The organism is Pseudoalteromonas tetraodonis (assembly GCF_002310835.1).
Taxonomy (GTDB): Bacteria; Pseudomonadota; Gammaproteobacteria; order Enterobacterales; family Alteromonadaceae; genus Pseudoalteromonas; species Pseudoalteromonas tetraodonis.
This window is the reverse complement of sequence record NZ_CP011041.1, coordinates 2,293,561-2,317,518: the sequence shown is the minus strand read 5'-3', so window position 1 is coordinate 2,317,518 and position 23,958 is coordinate 2,293,561. Positions and strand designations below refer to the sequence as shown.

21 protein-coding genes are annotated in these 23,958 nt (G+C 41.2%); 16 read left to right on the top strand and 5 right to left on the bottom strand.

Annotation, left to right across the window (positions count from 1 at the left end):
* Positions 1 to 27: 27 nt before the first annotated feature.
* The 3 genes from megL (at position 28) to PTET_RS10795 (ending at position 2,628) form a co-directional block, all read left to right on the top strand.
* The gene (megL, locus tag PTET_RS10805) at positions 28 to 1,209 is read left to right on the top strand and encodes a methionine gamma-lyase (RefSeq protein WP_024601802.1); all 1,182 of its coding nucleotides are present in this window, start codon (positions 28 to 30) and stop codon (positions 1,207 to 1,209) included.
* Between the two features lie 238 nt (positions 1,210 to 1,447).
* Entirely contained in the window at positions 1,448 to 2,245 is a 798-nt protein-coding gene (gene phhA, locus PTET_RS10800) for a phenylalanine 4-monooxygenase (protein ID WP_013465436.1), read from the top strand.
* Between the two features lie 38 nt (positions 2,246 to 2,283).
* Positions 2,284 to 2,628 carry a 4a-hydroxytetrahydrobiopterin dehydratase gene (locus tag PTET_RS10795; RefSeq protein WP_013465435.1) on the top strand — a complete coding sequence of 115 codons (345 nt, stop codon included), beginning with the start codon at positions 2,284 to 2,286 and terminating at the stop codon, positions 2,626 to 2,628.
* Between the two features lie 82 nt (positions 2,629 to 2,710).
* Here PTET_RS10795 and PTET_RS10790 read toward each other — a convergent pair whose 3' ends face one another.
* From PTET_RS10790 to map, 5 genes are all read right to left on the bottom strand, one after another.
* Positions 2,711 to 4,741: a BCCT family transporter gene (locus PTET_RS10790; RefSeq protein ID WP_096038624.1), complete on the bottom strand. Its 2,031-nt coding sequence runs from the start codon at positions 4,739 to 4,741 to the stop codon at positions 2,711 to 2,713.
* A 230-nt stretch (positions 4,742 to 4,971) separates the two neighbouring features.
* The gene (locus PTET_RS10785; RefSeq protein ID WP_058155040.1) at positions 4,972 to 5,988 is read right to left on the bottom strand and encodes a tetratricopeptide repeat protein; all 1,017 of its coding nucleotides are present in this window, start codon (positions 5,986 to 5,988) and stop codon (positions 4,972 to 4,974) included.
* Between the two features lie 236 nt (positions 5,989 to 6,224).
* The gene (gene dapD / locus PTET_RS10780; protein WP_013465432.1) at positions 6,225 to 7,052 is read right to left on the bottom strand and encodes a 2,3,4,5-tetrahydropyridine-2,6-dicarboxylate N-succinyltransferase; all 828 of its coding nucleotides are present in this window, start codon (positions 7,050 to 7,052) and stop codon (positions 6,225 to 6,227) included.
* Positions 7,053 to 7,061: 9 nt separating this feature from the next.
* A complete protein-coding gene (gene glnD, locus PTET_RS10775; RefSeq protein WP_016899280.1) occupies positions 7,062 to 9,680 on the bottom strand; it encodes a [protein-PII] uridylyltransferase in 2,619 nt (872 codons plus the stop codon).
* A gap of 167 nt (positions 9,681 to 9,847) precedes the next feature.
* Positions 9,848 to 10,633, bottom strand: coding sequence for a type I methionyl aminopeptidase (gene map / locus PTET_RS10770; RefSeq protein WP_008467527.1), 786 nt, complete (start codon positions 10,631 to 10,633; stop codon positions 9,848 to 9,850).
* Between the two features lie 272 nt (positions 10,634 to 10,905).
* Here map and rpsB point away from each other — a divergent pair, with 272 nt between their 5' ends.
* The 13 genes from rpsB to lpxA all read left to right on the top strand — a co-directional run bounded on the left by rpsB (position 10,906) and on the right by lpxA (position 23,938).
* Positions 10,906 to 11,634, top strand: a complete 729-nt coding sequence (gene rpsB, locus PTET_RS10765) for a 30S ribosomal protein S2 (protein ID WP_013465430.1) — start codon at positions 10,906 to 10,908, stop codon at positions 11,632 to 11,634.
* A 104-nt stretch (positions 11,635 to 11,738) separates the two neighbouring features.
* On the top strand, positions 11,739 to 12,590 hold the full coding sequence (tsf, locus tag PTET_RS10760) for a translation elongation factor Ts (protein ID WP_013465429.1): 852 nt from the start codon (positions 11,739 to 11,741) through the stop codon (positions 12,588 to 12,590).
* Positions 12,591 to 12,748: 158 nt separating this feature from the next.
* Positions 12,749 to 13,498: a UMP kinase gene (gene pyrH / locus PTET_RS10755; protein ID WP_016899281.1), complete on the top strand. Its 750-nt coding sequence runs from the start codon at positions 12,749 to 12,751 to the stop codon at positions 13,496 to 13,498.
* A gap of 50 nt (positions 13,499 to 13,548) precedes the next feature.
* Positions 13,549 to 14,070 carry a ribosome recycling factor gene (gene frr, locus PTET_RS10750; RefSeq protein WP_013465428.1) on the top strand — a complete coding sequence of 174 codons (522 nt, stop codon included), beginning with the start codon at positions 13,549 to 13,551 and terminating at the stop codon, positions 14,068 to 14,070.
* Between the two features lie 256 nt (positions 14,071 to 14,326).
* Positions 14,327 to 15,106, top strand: coding sequence for an isoprenyl transferase (locus PTET_RS10745; RefSeq protein ID WP_008110986.1), 780 nt, complete (start codon positions 14,327 to 14,329; stop codon positions 15,104 to 15,106).
* A gap of 21 nt (positions 15,107 to 15,127) precedes the next feature.
* Complete coding sequence (locus tag PTET_RS10740) at positions 15,128 to 15,994, top strand: phosphatidate cytidylyltransferase (protein WP_096038623.1); 867 nt, start codon at positions 15,128 to 15,130, stop codon at positions 15,992 to 15,994.
* Positions 15,991 to 17,193, top strand: coding sequence for a 1-deoxy-D-xylulose-5-phosphate reductoisomerase (gene ispC / locus PTET_RS10735; protein ID WP_096038622.1), 1,203 nt, complete (start codon positions 15,991 to 15,993; stop codon positions 17,191 to 17,193). The genes PTET_RS10740 and ispC overlap by 4 nt, the downstream gene beginning before the upstream one ends.
* A 1-nt stretch (position 17,194) precedes the next feature.
* On the top strand, positions 17,195 to 18,547 hold the full coding sequence (rseP, locus tag PTET_RS10730) for a sigma E protease regulator RseP (protein WP_096038621.1): 1,353 nt from the start codon (positions 17,195 to 17,197) through the stop codon (positions 18,545 to 18,547).
* A 106-nt stretch (positions 18,548 to 18,653) separates the two neighbouring features.
* The gene (gene bamA, locus PTET_RS10725; RefSeq protein ID WP_058155514.1) at positions 18,654 to 21,125 is read left to right on the top strand and encodes an outer membrane protein assembly factor BamA; all 2,472 of its coding nucleotides are present in this window, start codon (positions 18,654 to 18,656) and stop codon (positions 21,123 to 21,125) included.
* Positions 21,126 to 21,136: 11 nt separating this feature from the next.
* Complete coding sequence (locus PTET_RS10720; RefSeq protein WP_008467513.1) at positions 21,137 to 21,655, top strand: OmpH family outer membrane protein; 519 nt, start codon at positions 21,137 to 21,139, stop codon at positions 21,653 to 21,655.
* Positions 21,656 to 21,662: 7 nt separating this feature from the next.
* Complete coding sequence (gene lpxD, locus PTET_RS10715; RefSeq protein ID WP_013465423.1) at positions 21,663 to 22,685, top strand: UDP-3-O-(3-hydroxymyristoyl)glucosamine N-acyltransferase; 1,023 nt, start codon at positions 21,663 to 21,665, stop codon at positions 22,683 to 22,685.
* Between the two features lie 27 nt (positions 22,686 to 22,712).
* The gene (fabZ, locus tag PTET_RS10710) at positions 22,713 to 23,165 is read left to right on the top strand and encodes a 3-hydroxyacyl-ACP dehydratase FabZ (RefSeq protein WP_008110974.1); all 453 of its coding nucleotides are present in this window, start codon (positions 22,713 to 22,715) and stop codon (positions 23,163 to 23,165) included.
* Between the two features lie 2 nt (positions 23,166 to 23,167).
* A complete protein-coding gene (gene lpxA / locus PTET_RS10705) occupies positions 23,168 to 23,938 on the top strand; it encodes an acyl-ACP--UDP-N-acetylglucosamine O-acyltransferase (RefSeq protein WP_013465422.1) in 771 nt (256 codons plus the stop codon).
* Positions 23,939 to 23,958 lie beyond the last annotated feature (20 nt).

Here is a 23,958-nt window from a genome sequence, read left to right as displayed (position 1 = left end):
CACACATAATAAAAACGAGAGCACATAATGAGCAAGCATCATCCACACACCCAATGTATCCATGGTCCACAAAAAGCCAATGATCCCCATGGCGCATTAACCTCGCCATTATACCAAACATCGACATTTCATTTTGAAAATGCCGCCCAAGGTGCTGCACGGTTTGCTGGCGATGAGCCCGGTTATATTTATACGCGTTTGGGTAACCCTACCACCACTGAACTTGAACAAAAAGTGGCGCAATTAGAGGGCTGTGAGGCTGCAGCGGCAACGGCTACAGGTATGGGAGCGGTATCGGCTTCAGTACTGAGCTTTTTATCACAAGGCGATCACTTAGTTGCATCAAGTGCGCTTTATGGTTGCACCTTTGCTTTTTTTGCGCATATGTTGCCGCGTTGGGGCATTGAAGTCACCTTTGTGGATATGACCAATGAAGATGAGTTACGTGCTGCAATAAAGCCAAACTCAAAAATGATATTTGCAGAAACCCCGATAAACCCAACGATGGCCGTTATTGATTTAGCACTTATTGGTGATGTAGCAAAACGGCATAATTTAATAAGTGTGGTCGACAATACCTTTTTAACGCCGCTGCTACAGTCACCTAAACAATACGGCATCGATATTATTATGCACAGTGCTACCAAGTATTTAAATGGTCACGGCGATGTAGTCGCAGGTATTGTGTGTGGATCCCTTGAGCACATTACACATATTAAAATGACGGTGTTAAAAGATATAGGCGCGACGATTAGCCCACACGATGCATGGTTAATTAACCGAGGTTTAAAAACATTAGCTATACGGGTAGAGCGTCATTGCCAGAGTGCGCAAACGATTGCTGAATATTTAGAGGCTCACCCTCAAGTGAGTAAAGTGTACTATCCTGGACTGAAGTCGCACCCAGGTCATCGGTTTATTGGTAAGCAAATGAAAGCTGCTGGCGGTGTTATTGCTTTTGAAATTAAAGGGAGTTTAACCGACGGTGAGCAGTTTATTGATAGCATGAAGCTATGTACTTTAGCGGTTAGCTTAGGCGATGCCGAAACACTTATTCAACACCCTGCATCGATGACCCATTCGCCTTACACACCCGAAGAAAGATTAGCAGCCGGAATTAGTGATGGTTTAATTCGCTTATCTGTTGGGCTTGAAGATGTTAATGATATTATTAACGATCTCAACCAAGCATTTACTAAAATATCGTAAGGTGTAATTTATTATTTACAGAGATTTCGATCTGTAAGGGCTGTTAAATATAGGGTGTGTTTTTATCTTTGCTCTGATGTAATTATAAGTTTACGATATGCGCGTTCTGCGAAAGTATTGATCTGAGTCAAGCTATTAAACTTTTGTTCACTTTTGCATAGTATGGCTACATCGAATAGCCGAGCATGTGGCTATTATTTTGACACCGATTTAGGGTTTAAACCCAAAGAAGGTATTTATGGCTAAAGCAAGTAATTACACCTCTAAAACACCAGATGAAAATGGCGTTATACATTGGAGCGATGAAGAAAATAAAATTTGGTCTGAGCTTGTAGCACGCCAACTTGCGTGCATTGAAGGCAAAGCCTGTGACGAGTACATGGAAGGGTTAAAAAAAATTAACCTACCGCATGATCGTATTCCACAGCTAAGTGAGCTAAACGAAGTGTTATTGGCAACAACAGGTTGGCAAGTAGCACCTGTACCTGCACTTATCGACTTTGATGAGTTTTTTAGACTACTGGCCAACAAGCAGTTTCCTGTTGCTACGTTTATTCGTAGCCGTGAAGAATTTGATTATTTACAAGAGCCCGATATTTTTCATGAAATATTCGGCCACTGTGCCATGCTAACAAATCCTGACTTTGCTGAATTTACGCATAAGTACGGGCAACTAGGTTACGCGGCAGAGAAAAAAGACCGCGTTTATTTAGCGCGCATGTATTGGTTTACGGTCGAATTTGGTTTGATGCAAACTGAAAAAGGATTACGTATTTACGGGGGCGGTATTTTATCAAGCCCAGGAGAAACCCAATACGTGTACTCTGATACACCAGAAATTAATCCAATGAATGTGTTAGATGTGCTGCGCACGCCATACCGTATTGATATTATGCAGCCGCTGTACTACACCATTAATTCGATTCATGATCTGTTTGAAATATCGCAAATGGATATAATGACTTTAGTTGAGCAAGCTAAGGCGCTTGGTTTACACGAGCCGAAATTTCCCCCAAAAGAAAAATTAGCTAGTTAGTTTTTTAATAAAAGTAACACTAGAATTAAGGATTTAAAATGTCTTCATTAAGTGAACAAAAATGTGAAGCCTGTCATGCAGATGCTCCAAAAGTATCAGATGCAGAATTGGCTGAATTAATTAAAAAAATCCCTGATTGGGTGCCGGAAGTACGCGACGGTATTATGCAATTAGAGCGCGTTTATAAGTTTAAAAACTTTAAGCAGGCCATTGCATTTACTAATAAAGTTGGCGATATGGCTGAAGACGAAGGCCATCACCCTGGTCTATTAACCGAATGGGGTAAAGTAACTGTTACTTGGTGGAGCCATTCAATTAAAGGTTTGCATAAAAACGATTTTATTTGTGCCGCTAAAACAGACGATGTATTTAACGCGCTGTAATTATATTTGAGTAAATAAAAAGGCACTTTACAGTGCCTTTTTTATTTTTAATTACCGTTTTTACCAATACTGGCTGTATCCGTTAAGCTTTATCGGTATTTAACATGTCATCATGTTCGGCCATATCCCAAGGAAGTTCGCCTGGGCTATTACCTAGAAAGTGTAAGTAGTTTTCAAATTGGTCGAGAATATCTTTCACAATATCATCTTCAGTGTAGCCATAAACATCGTATGACAGACCACCACGACGTAAAAACACGTCGGCCTTATAATACTTTTCAGCATCGTTGTTATCAGGCTTTAGCTCTGAGTAAGCAAAGCTTGGCATAGGATGCTCGGTAAGGCGAATATCATAAACAAAATCCACATGTTCATGGCGCAGTACCGTTAAATGAGCGCGGCCTAAATCCGTATCAAATTCTACCACTGCATGCCATTGTCTAGATTTCAATTCTGCTTGTACGGCTTTCATTGCCTCAACTACCACGCTACCAATAAAAGTATGTACTTTTTCTTTATTAGGGTAATTGACCATAGCCGCTAAACGACGCTTCCAGTGAGACAAGTTAATGTTGCGGCTATTAAGTGTATGTGCTTGCAAGCTGGTGTCTCGATGGGCTTCAATTTTTAGAGCTCGCCAAAGCCCCGCCGTGGCAATTAGCATAATAATAGCAAAGGGTAAGGCACTGGCTATGGTCATGGTTTGCAGCGCACTTAGTCCGCCTGCCACTAATAAAACAGCCGCCACAGCACCTTCAAGTACCGCCCAAAACACGCGTTGCCAAGCCGGCGTATTAATGCTTCCTCCAGAGGCGAGTGAATCAATGACTAAAGAGCCTGAATCAGATGATGTAACAAAAAAAGTTATGATCAAAATGACAGTGAGCAGTGAAATGAAAAATGACAGTGGTAACACTTCAAATAATTGAAATAATGCGACGGCATGATTTGCTTGTACATCGCCAATAAGCGTATCAAACCCCTCATTCATAATTAAGTTAAGTGCCGTATCACCAAAGACTGAAAACCATAAAAAGGTAAAAATAGTGGGAACTAACATTACCCCAACAACAAATTGTCGGATGGTTCTACCACGGCTAATTTTTGCGATGAACATACCCACAAACGGTGCCCACGCAATCGTCCAGCCAAATATAAATAAAGTCCAGTTACCAATCCAATCACTGCGACTATAAGCTTGTAAATTAAAAGTACGCTCAACAATACCGCTTAGGTAGCTGCCGGTATTTTGTAAAAATGATTCTAAAATATGGATAGTCGGGCCAATGAAAAACACAAAAGCCATTAGTGAAACCGCTAAGGTCATATTCACAATTGATAATCGCTTGACCCCTTTATCCATACCGGCCACCACTGAGAGTGTTGCTGCTGCAGTAATTACGGCAATGGCCGTAATTTGCACTGTGGTATTAATAGGGATGTTTGGCCATAAGTAATGTAGGCCAGCATTTATTTGAGTCACCGAAAGCCCTAGTGTAGTGGCAATACCAAATAAAGTACCTAATATGGCAAATACATCCACAGTATGGCCGATTGGGCCATAAATTTTATCGCCAATAAGTGGATACAAGGCAGAGCGAATAGACAGTGGTAAGCCATGGCGAAATGCAAAATAAGCAAGCACTAAACCAACAATTCCATAGATAGCCCAAATATGAAATCCCCAATGGAAAAAGGCAATTTGCATTGCCTGCTTGGCGGCATCAACGGTTTCAGCCGCCCCCGATGGCGGGGATGCGTAATGCAGCACAGGTTCAGCAACACCAAAATAAAGCAGTGCCACGCCATAACCGGCAGAAAAGAGCATGGCAAACCATTCACCAAAGCTGTATTGTGGCTCTGCATGATCAGGGCCTAATTTTATATTCCCCCAACTAGAAGCCGCGACCGAGACAATAAATACCAAGAAAATAGCGACAGACAACATATAAAACCAGCCAAAGGTTTCTGTTATCCACGCAAGGGCAACACTAAATGCCTGACCAGCGAGTTCAGGGTTACTACTTGTACCAATCACCAAAAGTAGAATAATAAATACTGCGGGCAAAAATACAGGTAGCAAAATGGTTGAGCGTAAAGCAGTTTTTGTCATATTAATCCTTAATATTAATTGCTAACTTTCAAGTATGCCTGACTACCTTATTATAAATTCACTAGGGTTGGCTAATTTTGCAGCTTAAAAATGTCATTTTTTTAAATTAAAGTTAATATTTACAGCAGCTTGGTTTTAAAAAAGAAAGTAAGAGAAAGTTGATGTGAGAGTATTAAAGTATTTATTTTAGAGGGGTATAGCTTTATATAGGCTAAGGACTAAATCGAGTCTTAGCGTTTCCAATCACATTGCTTTACCAGCTCAAACCAAGGGCTGGTAAAGTCCTTAGCGACAATAGGGGCGGGTAAGGTTACAGCTACATCTAGCTTGTTGGCTAAATAGCGCGCGACCAGTTGTTTCATTTTATCGCTTTCTAATTGCTCATACGCAGTTTGTAACTGTTGTTTGTCTTTTTGGCTTATAAAACCCCCAGTCAAATTTTTGTAGCCTATTTCAAGCCAAAAAAGTAATGCTTGTTTCGCTTCGTTGGGAAAGGCATGGGTTAATGTGGCCGTTGGGCTATAGAGTCGCTCAAAATTAATTTGCTGCTCTTGAATCAAAAAAACCATTAATAAATTAAGCCCGGTTGAGATTTGCCCCGCGCGTTTATCAATGTTTTGGTTATTACTTAATGCACTTCTAAAATAGCGCTCAGCTTCGGGTATATTGCCCTCATCTAGGGCTAAATAACCTAAGTTACTCTCTATCAGTGCAGTTACATTGGGAAGCTGTAATTGTGTGGTGATTTTATGGCTATCAAGGTACAAGGCACGCGCTTTTGCAAAGTCATCTTGCGAGCGAGCAACCAATGCCATACTGTTGGTGAGCGTTAAGCGTTGACGATCGTTTTGCGCATATTTGTAAGCACATTTAAATGAGTACTGGGCATCGTCTAAATATTCTGCATGGCGAAGCCATATTCCCAAGGCACTCATAATGGTGGTCAGTTTTTGTTTGAAATAATCAGTTTGATGATGCTGAAATATTGCGTCAATCGATGTATAAAGCTCGTCATAGTGACTTGTAGGTACTGCTGTACGGGCATAGATAAGGTGCCAGCGGATAAATAATTCTGGTGGCATGAGTTGTAACCCTGTGAGGTTTTCTAAAATAGTAATAGATTGAGCTGGATTAACAGTAAGATAATCTTCGGCTTCGTCTAATTTTTTTTCAAAGGTATTGAAGTCATTAGCAAAGACGTGTTTTGAACATAATAATATCAACCAACTTATTACAAAAAGCCGCAACAACTTAACCTCGACAATCGAACTATGCGTTAATTCACTATAGTTGTAGGCATCTAACAAAGCAACGCAATTGCGATGAGCATACTCAACGATGTGGCTATCTGCTATAGCTAAAAAACAAAAAAGCCTTAAACCCAGAAGGGTTTAAGGCTTTTAAAGATTCAATTAAAGTTTAGCTAACGTACTTAACTTTAAAAGTATCGTTGGGTTTCGTTTCACTCAACCCAAGCACCGTATTACTCATCAATCGAGCGCAGTAGGGCATTAATGCCCACTTTTTCGCGAGTTTGTTTATCTACTTTTTTCACAATAATAGCCGCATACAAGCTATGGCTGCCATCTTTTGAAGGCAGTGCACCTGGAACCACAACAGCGCCGGCAGGCACACGGCCATAGTGAATTTCACCGGTTTCACGGTCGTAAATACGGGTACTTTGGCTAATGTAAACCCCCATTGAAATAACGGCGCCTTCTTCAACAATTACGCCTTCAACAATTTCTGAACGTGCGCCAATAAAACAGTTGTCTTCAATGATGGTAGGATTCGCTTGTAACGGCTCTAAAACGCCGCCTATGCCTACGCCGCCAGATAAGTGTACGTTCTTGCCAATTTGAGCACATGAGCCCACTGTCGCCCATGTATCAACCATGGTGCCATCGTCAACAAATGCACCTATGTTTACGTACGATGGCATTAATACGACATTTTTACCTACAAAGCTGCCTTTACGAGCAACGGCGTTGGGTACGACACGCATGCCGCCTTGCTGAAATTGCTCCGGCGTGTAGTCGCTAAATTTAAGCGGTACTTTATCGTAAAATTGGTTTACGCCGTCGTTCATTGGCTGATTTTCACGAATTCTAAATGAAAGTAGTACTGCTTTTTTAAGCCACTGGTGAACAACCCATTCGCCTGAAATTTTCTCTGCAACGCGAGCAGCGCCGCTATCTAATAGCTCAAGCGCATCTATAATCGCTTGTTTAACATCGCTTGATACTGTAGCAGGGCTAATGCTGTCGCGGTTATCCCACGCATTTTCAATCATGGTTTTTAAATCTGACATAGTGTCCTCTTATTCAATTTCGGCGTTGAGTTTTTTACGTAATGCCTGATGAATTTTTGCTTGCTCTTCATCAGTCAGCGCTTGATATTCGTTATTTGATACCACAAAGAAATCTTCTGCACGTTCGCCTACCGTGGTAATACGTGCGGCATGTATGTGGAGTAAGTAAGCTTGAAAAACCTCGGCTATTTTAGTTAATAGTCCAGGTATATCAACCGCTTGAATTTCTATTAAGCTACGATCCTTACGAGGGTGCGGGCGCAGTACAATTTTAGGTTTAATATTAAAGTCTTTAAAACGCTGTGATCGGCTCTTTTTAAAGCGTATTTTTTTACGTGGATCATGAAGCGCTTGCTCTAATCCGCGTTTAATCGATTGTGCGCGGCTACTGGCAATCGGATCGCCGTTAACTTCTAAAATAACAAAGTTGAACAGTACGTAGCCATCTTTGGTGGTCAGTACTTGGGCGTGCTGAATTTGCGCTTTTTTAGAGCCAATAACACTTACCAGTCGAGCAAAGAGAGCACCTGAATAGGGGCTATAAGCAAACACTTGGGTACCGCCATGCATCGCTTTATTAGAAACGATAACACTGGGCTGGCTTAAATCAGTGCACTTGAGTAAGTGCTCAGTATGCCAAGAAATTTGTTGCTCACTAAAAGCGGTAAAGTAATTTGCTTTAAAACGGCTCCAAATTAAGTCAATTTGCTCCTCGTGATAATGCAAATTAAGCAGGCGTTGCTTAGCTTGGTGCTTTTTATCACGAATTTGGTCGCGTTGATCCATTGGGTTTTCAAGCCCGAGGCGCAAGGCGCGCTGTGTGTGCAAATAAAGCTCGCGCAGCAGCGTGTTTTTCCAGTCATTCCATAGGTTGTCATTGGTGGCTCGAATATCAGCCACGGTTAAACAATAGAGGTAATCGAGTTGGCGTTCGGTTTTTACTCGCGATGCAAAATCTTTTATTACATCGGGGTCGTTAATATCTTTACGTTGCGCAGTTACCGACATAAGTAAGTGGTTGCTTACCAACCACGCTATGAGCTTACCATCTGAAGAGGCAAAGCCATGCAGCTTTGAAAACGCTATGGCATCAACAGCGCCCAGCTCTGAGTGATCGCCACCACGCCCCTTAGCAATATCATGAAAAATACCAGCCAAATACAGTAATTCGGGTTTATCCATGCGCGTAACTATTTCACTGCAAATTGGAAAGTCACTAATGCTGGTTTTATCGAAGTATTGGTAAATATTATTAATTAATTTATGGGTATGTTCATCTACGGTATAGGCATGAAACAAATCAAACTGCATTTGGCCAAAAATATTGCGCCACTGCGGAAGGTAAGCCGCAATCATGCCGTGCTTATGCATCAGCGTAAACGCACGGCCCATGCCGTTAGGGTGCTTTATAATGCGTAAAAAAGCTTCGCGGCACGCGGCATAATCTTGTAAGTCACCTAATAAGCGACGACGTACTTGGCGGATAGTTCGAATGGTACTTGGGTATATATGGGTAATTTCTGGGTGATCAGCAATGTGCTCAAATAATACAAAAAGTTGGTCACGCCTAAAAAATACTGACGGACTTTTTACCCGAATTTGATGGCCCACGCGTTCAAAATTGCGGTCAAGCTCTTCAACGGTGGCTTGGCTGCTGTCTGGCGAAATACTTTGCTCAAAGTACGAAAGTAGCATTTGATTAAGTTCACGCACCCGGCTCATTATTCTGAACAAGCGTTTCATCATGCGCTCAACAGAGGCTTTTCCATCACTACCAAAACCCAAAATTTCAGCCGCTTGCGGCTGGTGATCAAACAATAAACGGTTTTCTGAGCGACCCGCGGCTAAATGCAAAGCAAAGCGAATATTCCATAAATTTTCAAGGCACTCTAACAGTTCTTGGTATTCTTCGTGAGTTAGGTAGCCGTGATTTATCAGCTCTTGCAGGGTTTCGGCTCTAAAGTGTTTTTTTGCAACCCAAATAATGGTTTGTAAATCGCGCAGCCCGCCTGGATTTTCTTTTATATTAGGCTCTAGATTATAAGCCGTACCATGACATTTTTTATGGCGTAAATTTTGCTCTTGTACTTTTGCAACAAAGAACTCTCCAGAGCCCCATACAGGCCTTTCGATGAGGTGACTTTTGAGCTTTTCGAATTCAATATGGTTGCCGAAAATTAATCGGCTTTCTAGTAGGCTGGTGGCAAAGGTAACATCTTCACGTTTTTGCTCTATGGCTTGTTCAATGGTGCGTACACTGTGACCTATTTCTAAATTAAGATCCCATAGCATAGTGACAAACTGGCCAATTTTTTCGCAAATATCGTCATTGGGTTGCTGGGTAACAAGCAGTAAAAAGTCAATGTCGGAGTAGGGATGAAGTTCACCGCGACCATAACCTCCTACAGCAATTAAAGCGAGATCTGGCTCGTGGGCTAAATCGAAAACATGAAAGAGTTTAATCAGTAACCGGTCTATAAATTCTGCACGGGCGTTTATTAGATTACCAACGGGTTGTTTTGAGAATTCATTATGCAACCATTTATAAAAATAGGCGGAGCAATCGCGGTATTCGCTAAGTTGCTGAGCATCATTGAGCAACTTTTTTACTTTGTTAGGTAATGCCACTTAGGCTGGCTCCTATATATGGACTGCATTATAAGTCTTGGATTAAGTTATTTTTATACTGTGTTTGCTGCAAAGGGAATAAATCATGTTATTTCCCTTTGCAGCAAACCACTTAATCTGTACGCAGGCTAAAGCCTGTTATTACTATGATTAAGCACACACTACTATTAGTGCTCGATGATTCTATCGATAGTATCATCTGATCGTAGTGTTAAAATTTCAACACCATTTTCAGTTACCAGTAAGGTATGTTCCCACTGAGCTGATAAACTACGGTCTTTTGTTACCACAGTCCAGTCGTCTTTTAGTAATTTACATTGGCGTTTGCCTGCATTGACCATGGGCTCGATTGTTAAACACATACCGGCTTTTAATGTTTCGCCTGTACCTGGTTTTCCGTAGTGCATTACCTGTGGTTCTTCATGAAATTCACTGCCAATACCGTGCCCGCAGTATTCACGTACGATAGAGTAATTAAAGCTCTCTGCATATTTTTGAATAGCTGCACCAATATCACCAAGGCGAACACCCGGTTTTACCATTTTAATGGCAAGGTAAAGACTTTCTTGAGTCACTTCTGCAAGGCGTTTGCCTTGAATGTTAGGTGTGCCAACATGGAACATTTTTGAAGTATCACCATGGTAACCATCTTTAATAACAGTAATGTCAATATTGACACTGTCACCGTCTTTTAATGCTTTGTCGTTCGGAATTCCGTGACAAATTACATGATTTACCGAGGTACAAATTGATTTTGGAAAACCATGATAATTAAGAGGAGCAGGAACGGCATCTTGCACATTAACAATATAATCATGACAAATTGTATTTAGCTCATCGGTGGTGATACCTGGTACCACATGTGGTTCGATCATTTCTAGCACATCAGCAGCCAAACGGCCGGCTACACGCATTTTCTCGATTTCTTCAGGGGTCTTAATCACAGCGCTCATTGAGGCTCCAAAGTTGCGTTTTTAGATGATTATCGTCGCACAATTTTTGCACGAGACGTTGAGTATTTAATTTTAATATGGTATAAAGCGCGCCGTCTTTTTACAAATAAATTCTTAAATGATTTTTTGTATTTAAGGCAAACACAATTTTATTTTAACACACACACGTATCGTCACATACACTTGGGTGCATTTCAGTTTCATTTAACTGCGGTGTTGGTGCTATGGGATATGTGGAGGCCTAACCCTAAACAACTTAGAGGATTTACAAAATGGCAAACGTTTCAATGCGCGATATGCTTCAAGCTGGTGTTCACTTTGGTCACCAAGCACGTTACTGGAACCCTAAGATGAAACCTTTCATCTTCGGCGCACGTAACCGTGTACATATCATCAACCTTGAGCAAACTGTACCAATGTTCAACACTGCACTTAAGTTTTTATCTGGTGCTGCTGCAAACAAAGGTAAAGTTCTTTTCGTTGGTACAAAGCGCGCAGCAAGCGAAGCAGTAAAAGAAGCTGCTTTACAAAGCGATCAATTCTTCGTTAACCACCGTTGGTTAGGCGGCATGTTGACTAACTGGAAAACAGTTCGTCAATCAATCAAGCGTCTTAAAGACCTTGAAGCTCAAAGCCAAGACGGTACTTTCGAGAAGTTAACTAAGAAAGAAGCGTTAATGCTTACTCGTGAAATGGACAAGCTTGAAAAAAGCCTTGGTGGTATTAAAAACATGGGTGGCCTTCCAGACGCTATCTTTGTAATCGATGCTGACCACGAGCACATTGCTATCCGTGAAGCTAACAACCTAGGTATCCCAGTTGTTGCAATCGTTGATACTAACTCTAACCCAGACGGTGTTGATTACATCGTACCTGGTAACGATGATGCTATCCGTGCAATCAACCTTTACACTAGTGCTGTTGCAGCTGCGATCACTGAAGGCCGTGAGAGTAACATCGTTGCTCAAGCTGAAAAAGATGACTTCGTAGAAGCTGAGTAATTAGCTGTCATCAAGTCTTCATCTTTTAAAGGTGAAGACTTGCTATTCTTGTGGAGCGGGTAACCCGCTTATCTAAACCTGATTTCAGATTTGAGGATTTACTAATGGCTGTAACTACTGCCCTAGTTAAAGAATTACGCGAGCGTACTGGCGCTGGCATGATGGATTGTAAAAAAGCGTTAACTGAGACTGATGGTGACATCGAGTTAGCGATTGAAAACATGCGTAAGAGCGGTGCTGCAAAGGCTGCTAAAAAAGCAGGTAACATCGCTGCTGAAGGTACTATCATCATCAAGCAAAACGCGGGTGTTGCAGTACTTGTAGAAGTTAACTGTCAAACTGACTTCGTAGCTAAAGATGCAAGCTTCTTAGCATTTGCTAATAAAGTTGCAGATGCTGCTATCGCTGACACTTCATCTATCGAAGACTTACAAGCTAAGTTTGAAGAAGATCGTGTTGAGCTAGTAACTAAAATTGGTGAAAACATCAATGTACGTCGTCTTCAGTACATCACTGGTGAGCAACTAGTTGAGTACCGTCACGGCGAGCGTATTGGTGTTGTTGTTGCAGGTGTTGCTGATGAAGAAACACTTAAGCACGTTGCAATGCACGTTGCTGCTTCAAACCCAGACTACTTAACACCAGATGACGTACCTGCTGATGTTGTTGAAAAAGAAAAGCAAGTACAAATCGACATCGCGATGAATGAAGGCAAGCCTGCTGAAATCGCTGAGAAGATGGTTGTTGGTCGTATGAAAAAATTCACTGGTGAGGTTTCTCTTACTGGTCAAGCTTTCATCATGGAACCTAAAAAGTCTGTTGGCGAAATTCTTAAAGAGAAAAACGCAACAGTTACTGGCTTTGTACGTATGGAAGTTGGTGCAGGTATCGAGAAGAAAGAAGAAGATTTTGCTGCTGAAGTTGCTGCTCAAATTGCAGCTGCTAAAGCTAAGTAAGATTAGCTATTTGTGATGCCAAAGGAAAATAGATGCAATTAAAGTACTATTTGCTTTTGCGTCACGCTTAGAAATTCTTTAAAATAACCGCGCTTTTATGTTTAACATAAGCGCGGTTATTTTTTATCCATAATTCAATAAAAGTTGGCCCCAAAACTATGACTATCAATCGCAAACCTATTTTTAGACGTGTTCTTCTCAAATTAAGTGGTGAAGCTTTAATGGGAGACGAAGGCTTCGGCATCGACCCTAAAGTTTTAGATCGTATGGCACAAGAAATTAAAGAGCTCGTAGAACTCGACGTAGAAGTGGGTTTAGTTATTGGTGGCGGTAACTTTTTACGTGGAGGCTCACTAGCCGAAGCGGGTATGAACCGCGTTGTTGGCGACCACATGGGTATGCTTGCAACCGTCATGAATGGTCTTGCTATGCGTGATGCGTTGCACCGTGCATTTGTAAATTGTCGTTTAATGTCAGCCATTCCTTTAAATGGCGTATGTGATGCGTATAACTGGGCAGAAGCCATTAGCTTATTAAAAACAGGTCGTGTTGTTATTTTTGCAGCCGGTACGGGTAACCCGTTCTTTACAACTGACTCTGCAGCGTGTTTACGTGGCATTGAAATTGAAGCTGACACAGTAATTAAAGCAACCAAAGTAGATGGTGTATTTAGCGATGATCCGGTTAAAAACCCAGATGCGACACTTTACCGTCACTTAAGCTACAATGAAATTATTGATAAAGAACTAAAAGTAATGGATTTAGCGGCATTTACATTAGCTCGCGACCATAATATGCCATTGAGCGTATTTAATATGAATAAATCAGGCGCATTAAAACGCGTAATAATGGGTGAAGAAGAAGGAACCCTTATTTCTTCACAAGCCTCAGATGAAGTTAGTAACTAGATTAGGATTAAACCGTGATTAACGATATTCAAAAAGATGCGCAAGCGCGCATGCAAAAAAGTGTAGCAGCACTTGGTAGTCAATTATCTAAAATTCGTACTGGCCGTGCTCATCCTGCAATTTTAGACGGCATCATGGTGTCGTACTACGGCGCACCAACACCGTTAAACCAAGTTGCAAATGTAACAATTGAAGACTCACGTACATTGGCTATTGGTGTATTTGATAAGTCATTAGCGCAAGCTGTTGAAAAAGCGATTATGGCATCTGACCTTGGTTTAAATCCAATGTCTGCAGGCACAGTGATCCGTGTACCACTTCCTCCATTGACTGAAGAACGTCGTAAAGATTTAATTAAAATCGTACGTGGTGAAGTAGAAGGCGGTCGTGTTGCTATTCGTAACATTCGTCGTGATGCAAATGGCGATATTAAAAACTTATTAAAAGATAAAGACATCTCTGAAGATGAAGCGCGTCAAGCTGAAGATGCTATCCAAAAAATCACTGATAAGTTTATCAAAGAAATGGATACGCAACTAACAGCGAAAGAAGCTGAGTTGATGGAAATCTAATTGCTAATCTAGGCTCGGATTAACAGCTTTACTAAAGTAACTAAGTCGTTGTTTATATGCCTTCGCACTTAACTTTAATTGTGTGATTTTAAAGGGTAACAGATTGTGTTTACTCTTTGCTATTGGCTCGATTATCAGTAAATACAAGGTTGTTAGCTGTATAATTATTTGCTTTATGTAGATTTATTATCACGGGTACAGGTTAAAATTATTAGTTTTGAAACGCCGTCTGGGGTATACTAGGCGGCGTTTTTTTATGGAATACACAAAATTTATGGTTCTAGACGCTGATACAATTTCACAGCAATGTTTACCTAAACATGTTGCCATCATCATGGATGGGAACGGGCGTTGGGCACAAGCTAGAAATAGACCTCGTGTATATGGGCATAAAAAAGGCGTGGATGCAGTTCGTCAATCCGTGCAGTTTTGTACTAAATTAGGAATACAATCGTTAACCTTATTTGCTTTTAGTAGTGAAAACTGGCGCCGCCCTGAAGACGAAGTAAATACACTTATGGAGCTTTTTTTATTTGTACTGAGTAAAGAAGTTAAAAAGCTGCATAAAAATAATGTAAAACTAACCATCATTGGAGATTTATCTCGATTCTCTGAAAGCTTGCGCGCTAAAGTACATACAGCTCAAGAACTAACAGCGAACAATACCGGGCTGCACTTAAATGTTGCGGCAAATTACGGTGGTCGCTGGGATATGACTCACGCTGCTAAGCAAGTTGCTTTACAAGTAGCGAATGGAGAAATTGACCCAGCAGATATTACAGAAGAACATATTGCACAGCATATGAGTATGGCAGATCAAGCTCAGCCTGATTTATTGATCCGTACCGGTGGCGATGTCAGAATTAGTAACTTTTTACTTTGGCAGGCAGCCTACGCTGAACTTTATTTCACAAATACACTTTGGCCTGATTTTAATGAAGCTGCTTTTGCAGAGGCCATTGCATGTTACGTTGCCAGAGAGCGACGTTTTGGTTGCACGGGCGAACAAATAAAACAATTACTCGCTCAAACCTAAAATAGATTAAGGGTCATCATTTTGTTAAAACAACGTATTTTAACCTCACTAGTGCTAGCGCCATTAGCACTGGCTTTGGTTTTTTACACCCCACTAACGTTATTTAGTTATTTTGCGGGTGCTATTGTATTAATGGGCGCGTGGGAATGGTCTGCCTTTATGGGACTATGCGATAAGCTAAAACGTGGCGCCTTTGTGTTATTAGTGGCAGTATTACTAGGGTTACTCAATTTGCATTGGCCTATAGAGACTCTATGGCAAGATGGTCAACTTGTAGGCGATGCTAATTACTTATTTACCTTGTCGTTTTCTTGGTGGTTGGTAGCCAGTTATTTAGTGTGGCGTTACCCTGCTATGGCGAAAGGGTGGAACGAAGGGCTTGTGATGCGCGGCATTGCTGGTTTGTTGACCTTAGTACCGCTATGGCTTGCACTTAACACACTGCGTAGTGCGCAATATACGGAATCTACTCACTATGGCTCTATGCTCATTTTAGTTGTATTAGGTATTGTATGGAGTGCCGATATAGGCGCTTACTTTACAGGTAAAAGTTTTGGTAAACATAAGTTAATGCCTAAAGTTAGTCCAAATAAAACCATAGAAGGCCTCGCAGGTGGTGTGGTTGCTGCGGTGTTATTTGTACTGGCTTTTTGTTATTACACTAACGTTGATACCTCTGTATGGCCTATTTATGCAGTTATGACAGCGTTTATTGCTTTGTTTTCTGCGGTAGGTGATTTACTTGAGAGTATGTTTAAGCGCGAAGCGGGACTTAAAGATAGCGGTAGTTGCTTACCAGGACACGGTGGTATTTTAGACCGTATTGATAGTTTAACTGCGGCAGCACCGATGTTTGTTATTTGCTTTGCTTGGACGCTTCGCTTATGAGTGCTGTGCAACAACTGGTTATTTTGGGTGCGACGGGGTCGATAGGTCTTAGCACGTTAGATGTTGTTGCAAGAAACCAACAGCAATTTAAAGTTTTTGCATTGACCGCAGGACAAAATGCAAAAAAAATGGCTGAACTGTGTATAGCTCACCAGCCTCGTTATGCTGTAATGGCATCTGAATCGGCGGCTAAGCAGCTTTCTGCGCTTTTAAAGCATGAGAGTAAAACGCAAGTAATGCATGGCGAGAAAGCCATGAGTGAGCTCTGTGCTCATGGTGATGTTGATACGGTTATGTCAGCGATTGTCGGTGCAGCCGGATTACTACCTACTTTGAGCGCTGTTGAAGCGGGCAAAAAAGTATTGCTTGCCAACAAAGAGTCACTGGTGATGTCGGGTCAGTTATTCATTGATAAAGTTAAAAAGCATCAAGCAACTTTATTACCCATCGACAGCGAGCATAATGCTATTTTTCAGTGTTTACCTAGTGCGTTACAAAATACCCAAGGGCAAGCAAAGCTTGGGCAACATGGGGTTAGCAAAATTTTATTAACTGGCTCAGGTGGCCCGTTTTTAAATCGTGATATCAATACCCTTAACACCGTTAGCGTCAGTGAAGCGGTTGCTCATCCTAATTGGTCTATGGGGCAAAAAATATCAGTAGACTCAGCTACGATGATGAACAAAGGCTTAGAGTTTATTGAGGCTAAATGGTTATTTAACTGTGATGCAAGCGATATTGATGTGGTGATTCATCCTCAAAGTATTATCCATTCTATGGTGCAATACCAAGATGGCTCTATTTTAGCGCAAATGGGTAACCCTGATATGCGCACCCCGATAGCGCATGCACTTGCGTATCCAGAGCGCATTGATGCGGGTGTCAAGCCGTTAAAATTTTCTGATATTTGTGATTTTTCGTTTACCAAACCTGATTTCTCACGTTACCCCAATTTAAAGCTTGCAATTGCAGCCTGTGATGCAGGCCAAGGAGCCACCACCACCGTTAATGCGGCTAATGAGATTGCAGTTAATGCGTTTTTACAGGGGCAGATTGGGTTTACGGATATTTATAAAGTGAATGCGCAAACGCTAGACGCCGCACAATTTACTGATGCGAAAACTCTCGATGAAATTTTAGAGTGTGACCGTTTAGCACGCATCAGCGCTGCGCAGTTTATAACAAAAGTGGTGCATTGATATGTTCGATTTTTTTTGGAATTTAGGTTCGTTTATACTCGCACTAGGCATTCTAGTGACCGTTCATGAATATGGTCATTTTTGGGTTGCGCGTAAAGCGGGTGTAAAGGTACTGCGCTTTTCAATTGGTTTTGGTAAACCCTTACTAAAATGGCACGATAAATATAATACTGAGTACGTTATTGCGGCAATCCCGCTGGGCGGATACGTGAAAATGCTCGACGAGCGTGTTGATGAAGTGCCTGCCAATCAACGTCATTTATCGTTTAATGCTAAATCAGTTCAAGCCCGCATAGCCATTGTGGCAGCAGGGCCGATGGCGAACTTTTTGTTCGCTATTTTTGCTTTAGCGGTGATGTACATGGTAGGTGTGCAAACCATAAAACCAGTTGTGGGTAGTGTTGTTGAAGGCAGTCGAGCTGAACAGGCCGGTATTATGCCAACCCAGCAAATTATTAAAATTGGTGATGACGACATAAGTAATTGGCAAGATGCGACCTTTTCTTTGATGTCTCATTTAGGTGATAAAAGCGTTGCCGTAACCTTACGTAACGAAAATTATCAGCAAACAGTGCAAACGCTTAACCTAGATGGTTGGAAGCTTGATCAACAAGATGTACCGCCGCTCAGTTCGTTAGGTATTGTACCGTTTCGTCCTCAGGCAACCTTGGTTATTGCTGCTATTACTAAAAACTCAGCTGCTGAACAGGCTAATTTACAGGTTAACGACGTTATTTTAGCTGTGAATGGTGAAACAATGAGCAGTTGGCAGCAATTAGTTAATCTTATTACTCAATCGGCTAACAAATCCTTACAATTTAGTGTAAAAAGACAAGATAGTATAAAAACAATAACAGTTACTCCAAAGAGCCGGGTCGTCAGTAATGGCATAGAGCAAGGCTTTTTGGGTGTTGCTCCCGTTGTAGAGCAGTGGCCGGATGATTTTGTAGAGACTAGACATTATGGGCCACTAGATAGTATTGTGCTGGGCACAAAAGAAACATGGCGTTTAATTACGCTGAGTTTTGACATGATAGGTAACTTAATAACAGGCCAAGTGTCGGTTAAAAACCTAAGTGGACCCGTCGGCATAGCCGTAGGCGCCGGCACCAGTGTTAGTTATGGATTAGTCACATTTTTAAGCTTTTTAGCTTTGATAAGCGTTAACTTGGGAGTATTTAATTTACTTCCTCTGCCAGTGCTTGATGGTGGGCACTTAATGTATTACATAATTGAACTTTTTCGTAAAAAGCCAGTCTCTGAAAAGACACAAGAGTTTGGTTTTAAAGTGGGAGCCTTGCTACTCATTTTTCTAACATGTTTCGCTTTGTTCAATGATGTATCGCGCTTGTAGTTATGTAAGCGTGGTAACGACAAATTAGAACACGATTGTAAAGCTCTTAAATATTTAATTTTCGATGCTAAGCGGTAATACAGTTGTAAAGGATAAAGATAATAAAATGGCTATAAAAAAACATTTGGTAGTTTCAAGTTTATTGGGTGCAAGCTTTGCAGCCCTAGGCCAAAACTCCTTTATTGTTGAAGATTTAAAAGTTGAGGGATTGCAACGTGTCGCACTTGGTGCTGCATTAACGCATATTCCTATTAACGTGGGCGACAATGTTGATGAATATACAATTTCAAAAACAATTAAGTCACTTTATCGCTCTGGTCACTTTGACAATATAAAAGCGTTACGTGATGGTAATAACGTTATTTTTAAAGTAACTGAGCGTCCAACCATTAGCTTTATTGAATTTGAAGGCAATAAAGACATAAAAGATGAGCAGTTAAATCAGTCACTCGATCAACAAGATATTCGCCAAGGCGAGCCGCTTGATAAAACGGTAATCGATAATATCGAAAAAGGCCTGATTGAATTTTTTCACAGTATTGGTAAATACAATGCAAAAGTGGATATCAGTGTCACTAAATTACCACGTAATCGGGTTAAATTAAGACTTGAGTTTGACGAGGGCGATGCAGCCTCCATTCGTCAAATTAACTTAGTGGGTAATGAGCTTTTCTCAAACGAAGAGTTATTGCAACTAGTTGAGTCGCAGCAAGACTTACCATGGTGGCAGTTTATGGGTAGCGACCGCTATCAAAAACAAACCATTGAAGGCGATTTAGAAAAAATTCGCAGCTTTTATTTAGACCGTGGCTATTTACGCTTTAATATTGACTCAACTCAAGTATCAGTTAGCCCTGAACGTGAGTCTGTTTATGTAACGGCAAATATTACCGAAGGCGTTAAATACAAAGTGAAAGGCTTTGATTTCATCGGTGATTTACTTGGTCGTGAAGAATTAATAAAAAGTGTTATTCCACTGCGCACAGGCGAGCTTTATAACGGATCAGTGGTTACCTCATCAGAAGAATTTATCAAAAGCTACTTGGCGCGTTTTGGTTACGCCAATGCTGAAGTACGTACGATTCCAGAAATTGATGACGAGAACCAAGAAGTACAATTGACTCTGTCGGTTGACCCAGGCAAGCGTGTGTATGTTCGTCGAATTATTGTAGGTGGTAACCAAAACACGGCTGATGAAGTACTGCGCCGTGAAATGACACAGCTTGAAGGTGCATGGTTATCTAACCAAAACCTAGAGCGTTCTAAACTACAAATTCAACGTTTACCTTATATGGAAACCGTTGATTTTAATGTAGTGCCAGTTCCAGGTGTTGATGACCAAGTGGACGTTGACTTTACTGTTAAAGAGCAATCAGCGGGCAGCTTTAATGCGGGTCTTGCCTATGGCTCATACTTAGGTCTGCAGTTTAATATTGGTGTAACCGAGTCTAACTTTTTAGGCACAGGTAACCAAATTGGCTTTAATATTAATACTTCACGCGGCTCTGAGCGTGTCAGTGTATCGTATACCGACCCTTACTTTACGCCGGATGGCGTATCGCAGGGCAGCAGTATTTTTTACAGTAACTACGATGCCAGTCAGTTTAGCTTGATTGACTATAAGTCAAAAAGTTATGGGTTAGGGACAAACATTGGTTTCCCAATTGATGCCATTAACCGTATTAATTTTGGCGCACGTTGGATAGAAGAACAATTGTCAGATATTGCTGAATATGAGCAAACACGTGTACTACGTGAAACCTTCTTAGATCCAGAAAATCCAGATGCGGGCTTTGAATTTACAAAGTACGAGCTAAGTGTTGGTTGGTCACGAGTTACAGTTAACCGTGGTTTATTCCCAACGGCAGGTTCACGACAAACATTAAACTTAACAGCCACAACGCCAAACTCTGATTTACAGTACTTTAAATTAAATTATGACTCGCGTTTTTACTGGCCGATTTCTAACGATCATCGTTGGGTTTTCTCAACGCGTGCTGCATTAGGTTATGGTAATGGTTATGGCTCTACCAATGGCTATGATCAAACTTTACCGTTCCAAGAATACTTCCGTATCACTGAAATGGAATTACGTGGCTTTGATAGAAATACCATTTTACCGCGTGCTGTTTCGCGTATACCGCAATCAATACCAGGTACGCCATCAGGTGATGGCACAACCACAGGCAACATTGGTGGGGCGTCAGAGTTTGACGTGCTAATACCACAAGGTCGTATTGGTGGTAATGCTAAAGCAGTGGCAGGTATGGAGCTTATTGTACCTACTCCATTCTTAGATGAAGAAAATACTAGTTCAGTGCGAACGAGTTTCTTTGTTGACGCTGCCAACGTATGGGATACCGAATTCAGTGTTGATCGCTATCAAAACTTAGGGATTGATGAGCGTGCAAAATTAGATGACTACTCAGACCCAATGCGCTTTAGGGTTGCAACCGGTTTATCATTACAGTGGATCTCACCTATGGGTCCGATGCTGATCAGCTTTGCGTATCCGTTGCAAAAAGAAGAAGATGACGATACCAAGACCATCAGTTTTAATATTAGTAACACTTTCTAAAGGAGTTTATTGTGAAAAAATTATTCAAATCAACAGCAGTTGCCGTTTTAGCTACACTTATGATGGGTACATCAGTTAACGCTTTTGCTCATAAAGTGGGTATTGTAGATATGCAAGAAATCTACAAGCAGCTTCCACAAATGGCTAAAATTGAACAGTCTCTGCAAACTGAGTTTGCAGAGCGTCGTCAAGAGCTTGAAAAGTTACAAGGTGACATTCGCTTTGAAGCTGAAAAGTTTAAGCGTGAAAGCACTACAATGAGTCAAGACCAAAAAGACGCATTACGTGATAAAATTCAAGGTATGCAAAAAAATCTTGCTGAAAAAGGTCGTCCTCTAGAGCAAGAAATTAAATCACGCCAAAATCAAGAGTTGGCTAAAGTTCAGACTCTAATCATTGAAACAATCCAAGAGATTGCTAAAAAAGGCGACTTCGACGAAGTTAAAGTAAAAGACACAACAATTTACTTTAACCCTAAAGAAGTAACTGATCTTTCTGAAAAAGTTGTAGACGCTGTAAGTAAGAAATAATTAATCTATGCAAAATTATACGCTTTCGCAAATTGCGGAACTTCTAAGCGCCGAGCTACAAGGTGATGGCGCTTTAGAAATTAAAAAAATAGCAACACTTGCAAATGCCCAGACTGGGCATATTGCATTTTTAGCGAACAAGAAATATCGCTCTCAGCTTGAAACAACACAAGCCAGTGCTGTGATACTGAGTCCTGAGGATGCGCCTTATTTTTCAGGCAACAAAATCATCGTCGCCAATCCGTATGTGAATTACGCCAAACTCGCTCAGTTAATGGATACCACGCCACGTAGTGCCATTAGTGGTATACACCCAAGTGCGGTTATACATGCCAGTGCGCAAGTCAGTAAAAGCGCAGCCATAGGCGCGAATGTTGTAATTGAAGCTGACGCTGTGATTGGCGATAACGTACAAATTGGTCCGAACAGTTTTATTGGTGAACGTGTTAAAATAGGCTCAGGCACCAAACTATGGTCAAGTGTGAGCGTTTATCATGATGTTGAGATTGGCGCAGACTGTTTATTTCAAGCGAATACTGTTATTGGCAGCGACGGTTTTGGTTATGCGAATGAACGTGGTCAGTGGCTTAAAATTCCACAACTAGGCTCAGTGATCATTGGCGATAAAGTCGAAATTGGTGCAAGCACCACCATAGATCGTGGTGCACTCGATGATACTATTATTCACAGTAACGTTATTATTGATAATCAGTGTCAAATAGCACACAACGTTGAAGTTCAGTCAGGCACTGCAATTGCCGGTTGTACTGTACTTGCAGGCAGTGTCAGCATAGGTAAAAATTGCCAGATTGGCGGCATGACCGCAATTAACGGTCACATGTCTGTATGTGATGGTGTTATAATTACTGGTATGAGTATGGTGACTAAATCAATCACCGAACCGGGTATTTACTCATCCGGTATGCCTCATACGACTAACAAAGAATGGCGAAAGTCAATTGCTCATTTGCGTAACCTTTCAGACATGAAGTCACGTCTAAAAGCGCTTGAAGCATTGAATAAGTCATGAACGTTGAACACTAATAAGGATGCTATTTTGGCAAACGAATTAAATAGCCTTGATATTCAAGAAATTTTAAGTTTATTACCGCACCGTTACCCGATGCTACTGATTGATCGCGTTATAGATTTCACCCCTGGTGAATCGTTACATGCAATTAAAAATGTATCGATTAATGAACCCATTTTCACCGGCCATTTCCCAAACCAGCCGATTTTTCCTGGTGTGCTAATATTAGAGTCAATGGCACAAGCAACTGGCCTATTAGGGTTTAAAACGGTTGAAAATCGTAGTGAAAACGAACTTTATCTATTTGCAGCCGTAGACAATGCTCGTTTTAAGCAGCCGGTTGTGCCAGGTGATACCATGCATCTTCATGTTAAGTTTTTAAAAGAGCGTCGTAACATATGGAAATTTGCGGCTGAAGCTAAAGTTGACGGCAAAACAGTGTGTAGCGCCGAAATCATGTGTGCTAGAAGAGAGTTTTAATTGTGATCCATGCTACGGCAATAATCGAACCGGGTGCAAAACTTGGTAACAATGTGTCAGTTGGACCATACAGTTACATCGGTAATGATGTTGTTATTGGTGATGACTGTATTATTGAGTCTCACGTTGTTGTTAAAGGGCCTGCTACTATTGGCTCTGGTAACCATATTTTTCAGTTTGCTTCTGTGGGCGAAGCCTGCCAAGACAAAAAATATAACAACGAACCAACAAGCTTAATTATTGGCGACAATAATGTTATTCGTGAATGTGCGACTATTCATCGCGGTACAATCCAAGATGAAGGTGTTACCAAAATAGGTAGCAATAACTTATTTATGGCTTACACTCATGTTGCACACGATGCGGTGATTGGCGATAACGTTATTTTTGCAAATAATGCCAGTGTAGCAGGTCACGTTCATGTTGGTGATTGGGTTATTTTAGCGGGTAACTCAGGTGTGCATCAATTTTGTAAAATTGGTGCTCATGCATTTGTTGGTATGTATTCTGGTGTAAATAAAGACGTACCTCCTTTTGTTACCACCATTGGGATGCCAGCAGGCCCTGCAGCAATCAATACCGAAGGTATGAAACGCCGTGGTTTTGAAAGTGATGAGATAATGGCAGTACGCCGCGCGTACAAAGCGTTTTATCGCAAGAGCCTAGGCGTTGATGAAGCGATAGAATCGCTTTCAGAAGACGCTGAAAAATACCCTGCTGTGCAGCTGATGATTGATTTTGTTAAAAGCTCAGAGCGCGGTATCGTGCGTTAATAAAGAGCATTTTAATTTAT

What these genes read in the sequence shown, in the direction of transcription:
- megL (WP_024601802.1), top strand. Translation starts at nt 28, where the DNA reads ATGAGCAAGCATCATCCACACACCCAATGTATCCATGGTCCACAAAAA.
- phhA (WP_013465436.1), top strand. Translation starts at nt 1,448, where the DNA reads ATGGCTAAAGCAAGTAATTACACCTCTAAAACACCAGATGAAAATGGC.
- PTET_RS10795 (WP_013465435.1), top strand. Translation starts at nt 2,284, where the DNA reads ATGTCTTCATTAAGTGAACAAAAATGTGAAGCCTGTCATGCAGATGCT.
- PTET_RS10790 (WP_096038624.1), bottom strand. Translation starts at nt 4,741, where the DNA reads ATGACAAAAACTGCTTTACGCTCAACCATTTTGCTACCTGTATTTTTG.
- dapD (WP_013465432.1), bottom strand. Translation starts at nt 7,052, where the DNA reads ATGTCAGATTTAAAAACCATGATTGAAAATGCGTGGGATAACCGCGAC.
- map (WP_008467527.1), bottom strand. Translation starts at nt 10,633, where the DNA reads ATGAGCGCTGTGATTAAGACCCCTGAAGAAATCGAGAAAATGCGTGTA.
- rpsB (WP_013465430.1), top strand. Translation starts at nt 10,906, where the DNA reads ATGGCAAACGTTTCAATGCGCGATATGCTTCAAGCTGGTGTTCACTTT.
- tsf (WP_013465429.1), top strand. Translation starts at nt 11,739, where the DNA reads ATGGCTGTAACTACTGCCCTAGTTAAAGAATTACGCGAGCGTACTGGC.
- pyrH (WP_016899281.1), top strand. Translation starts at nt 12,749, where the DNA reads ATGACTATCAATCGCAAACCTATTTTTAGACGTGTTCTTCTCAAATTA.
- frr (WP_013465428.1), top strand. Translation starts at nt 13,549, where the DNA reads ATGCAAAAAAGTGTAGCAGCACTTGGTAGTCAATTATCTAAAATTCGT.
- PTET_RS10745 (WP_008110986.1), top strand. Translation starts at nt 14,327, where the DNA reads ATGGAATACACAAAATTTATGGTTCTAGACGCTGATACAATTTCACAG.
- ispC (WP_096038622.1), top strand. Translation starts at nt 15,991, where the DNA reads ATGAGTGCTGTGCAACAACTGGTTATTTTGGGTGCGACGGGGTCGATA.
- rseP (WP_096038621.1), top strand. Translation starts at nt 17,195, where the DNA reads ATGTTCGATTTTTTTTGGAATTTAGGTTCGTTTATACTCGCACTAGGC.
- bamA (WP_058155514.1), top strand. Translation starts at nt 18,654, where the DNA reads ATGGCTATAAAAAAACATTTGGTAGTTTCAAGTTTATTGGGTGCAAGC.
- lpxD (WP_013465423.1), top strand. Translation starts at nt 21,663, where the DNA reads ATGCAAAATTATACGCTTTCGCAAATTGCGGAACTTCTAAGCGCCGAG.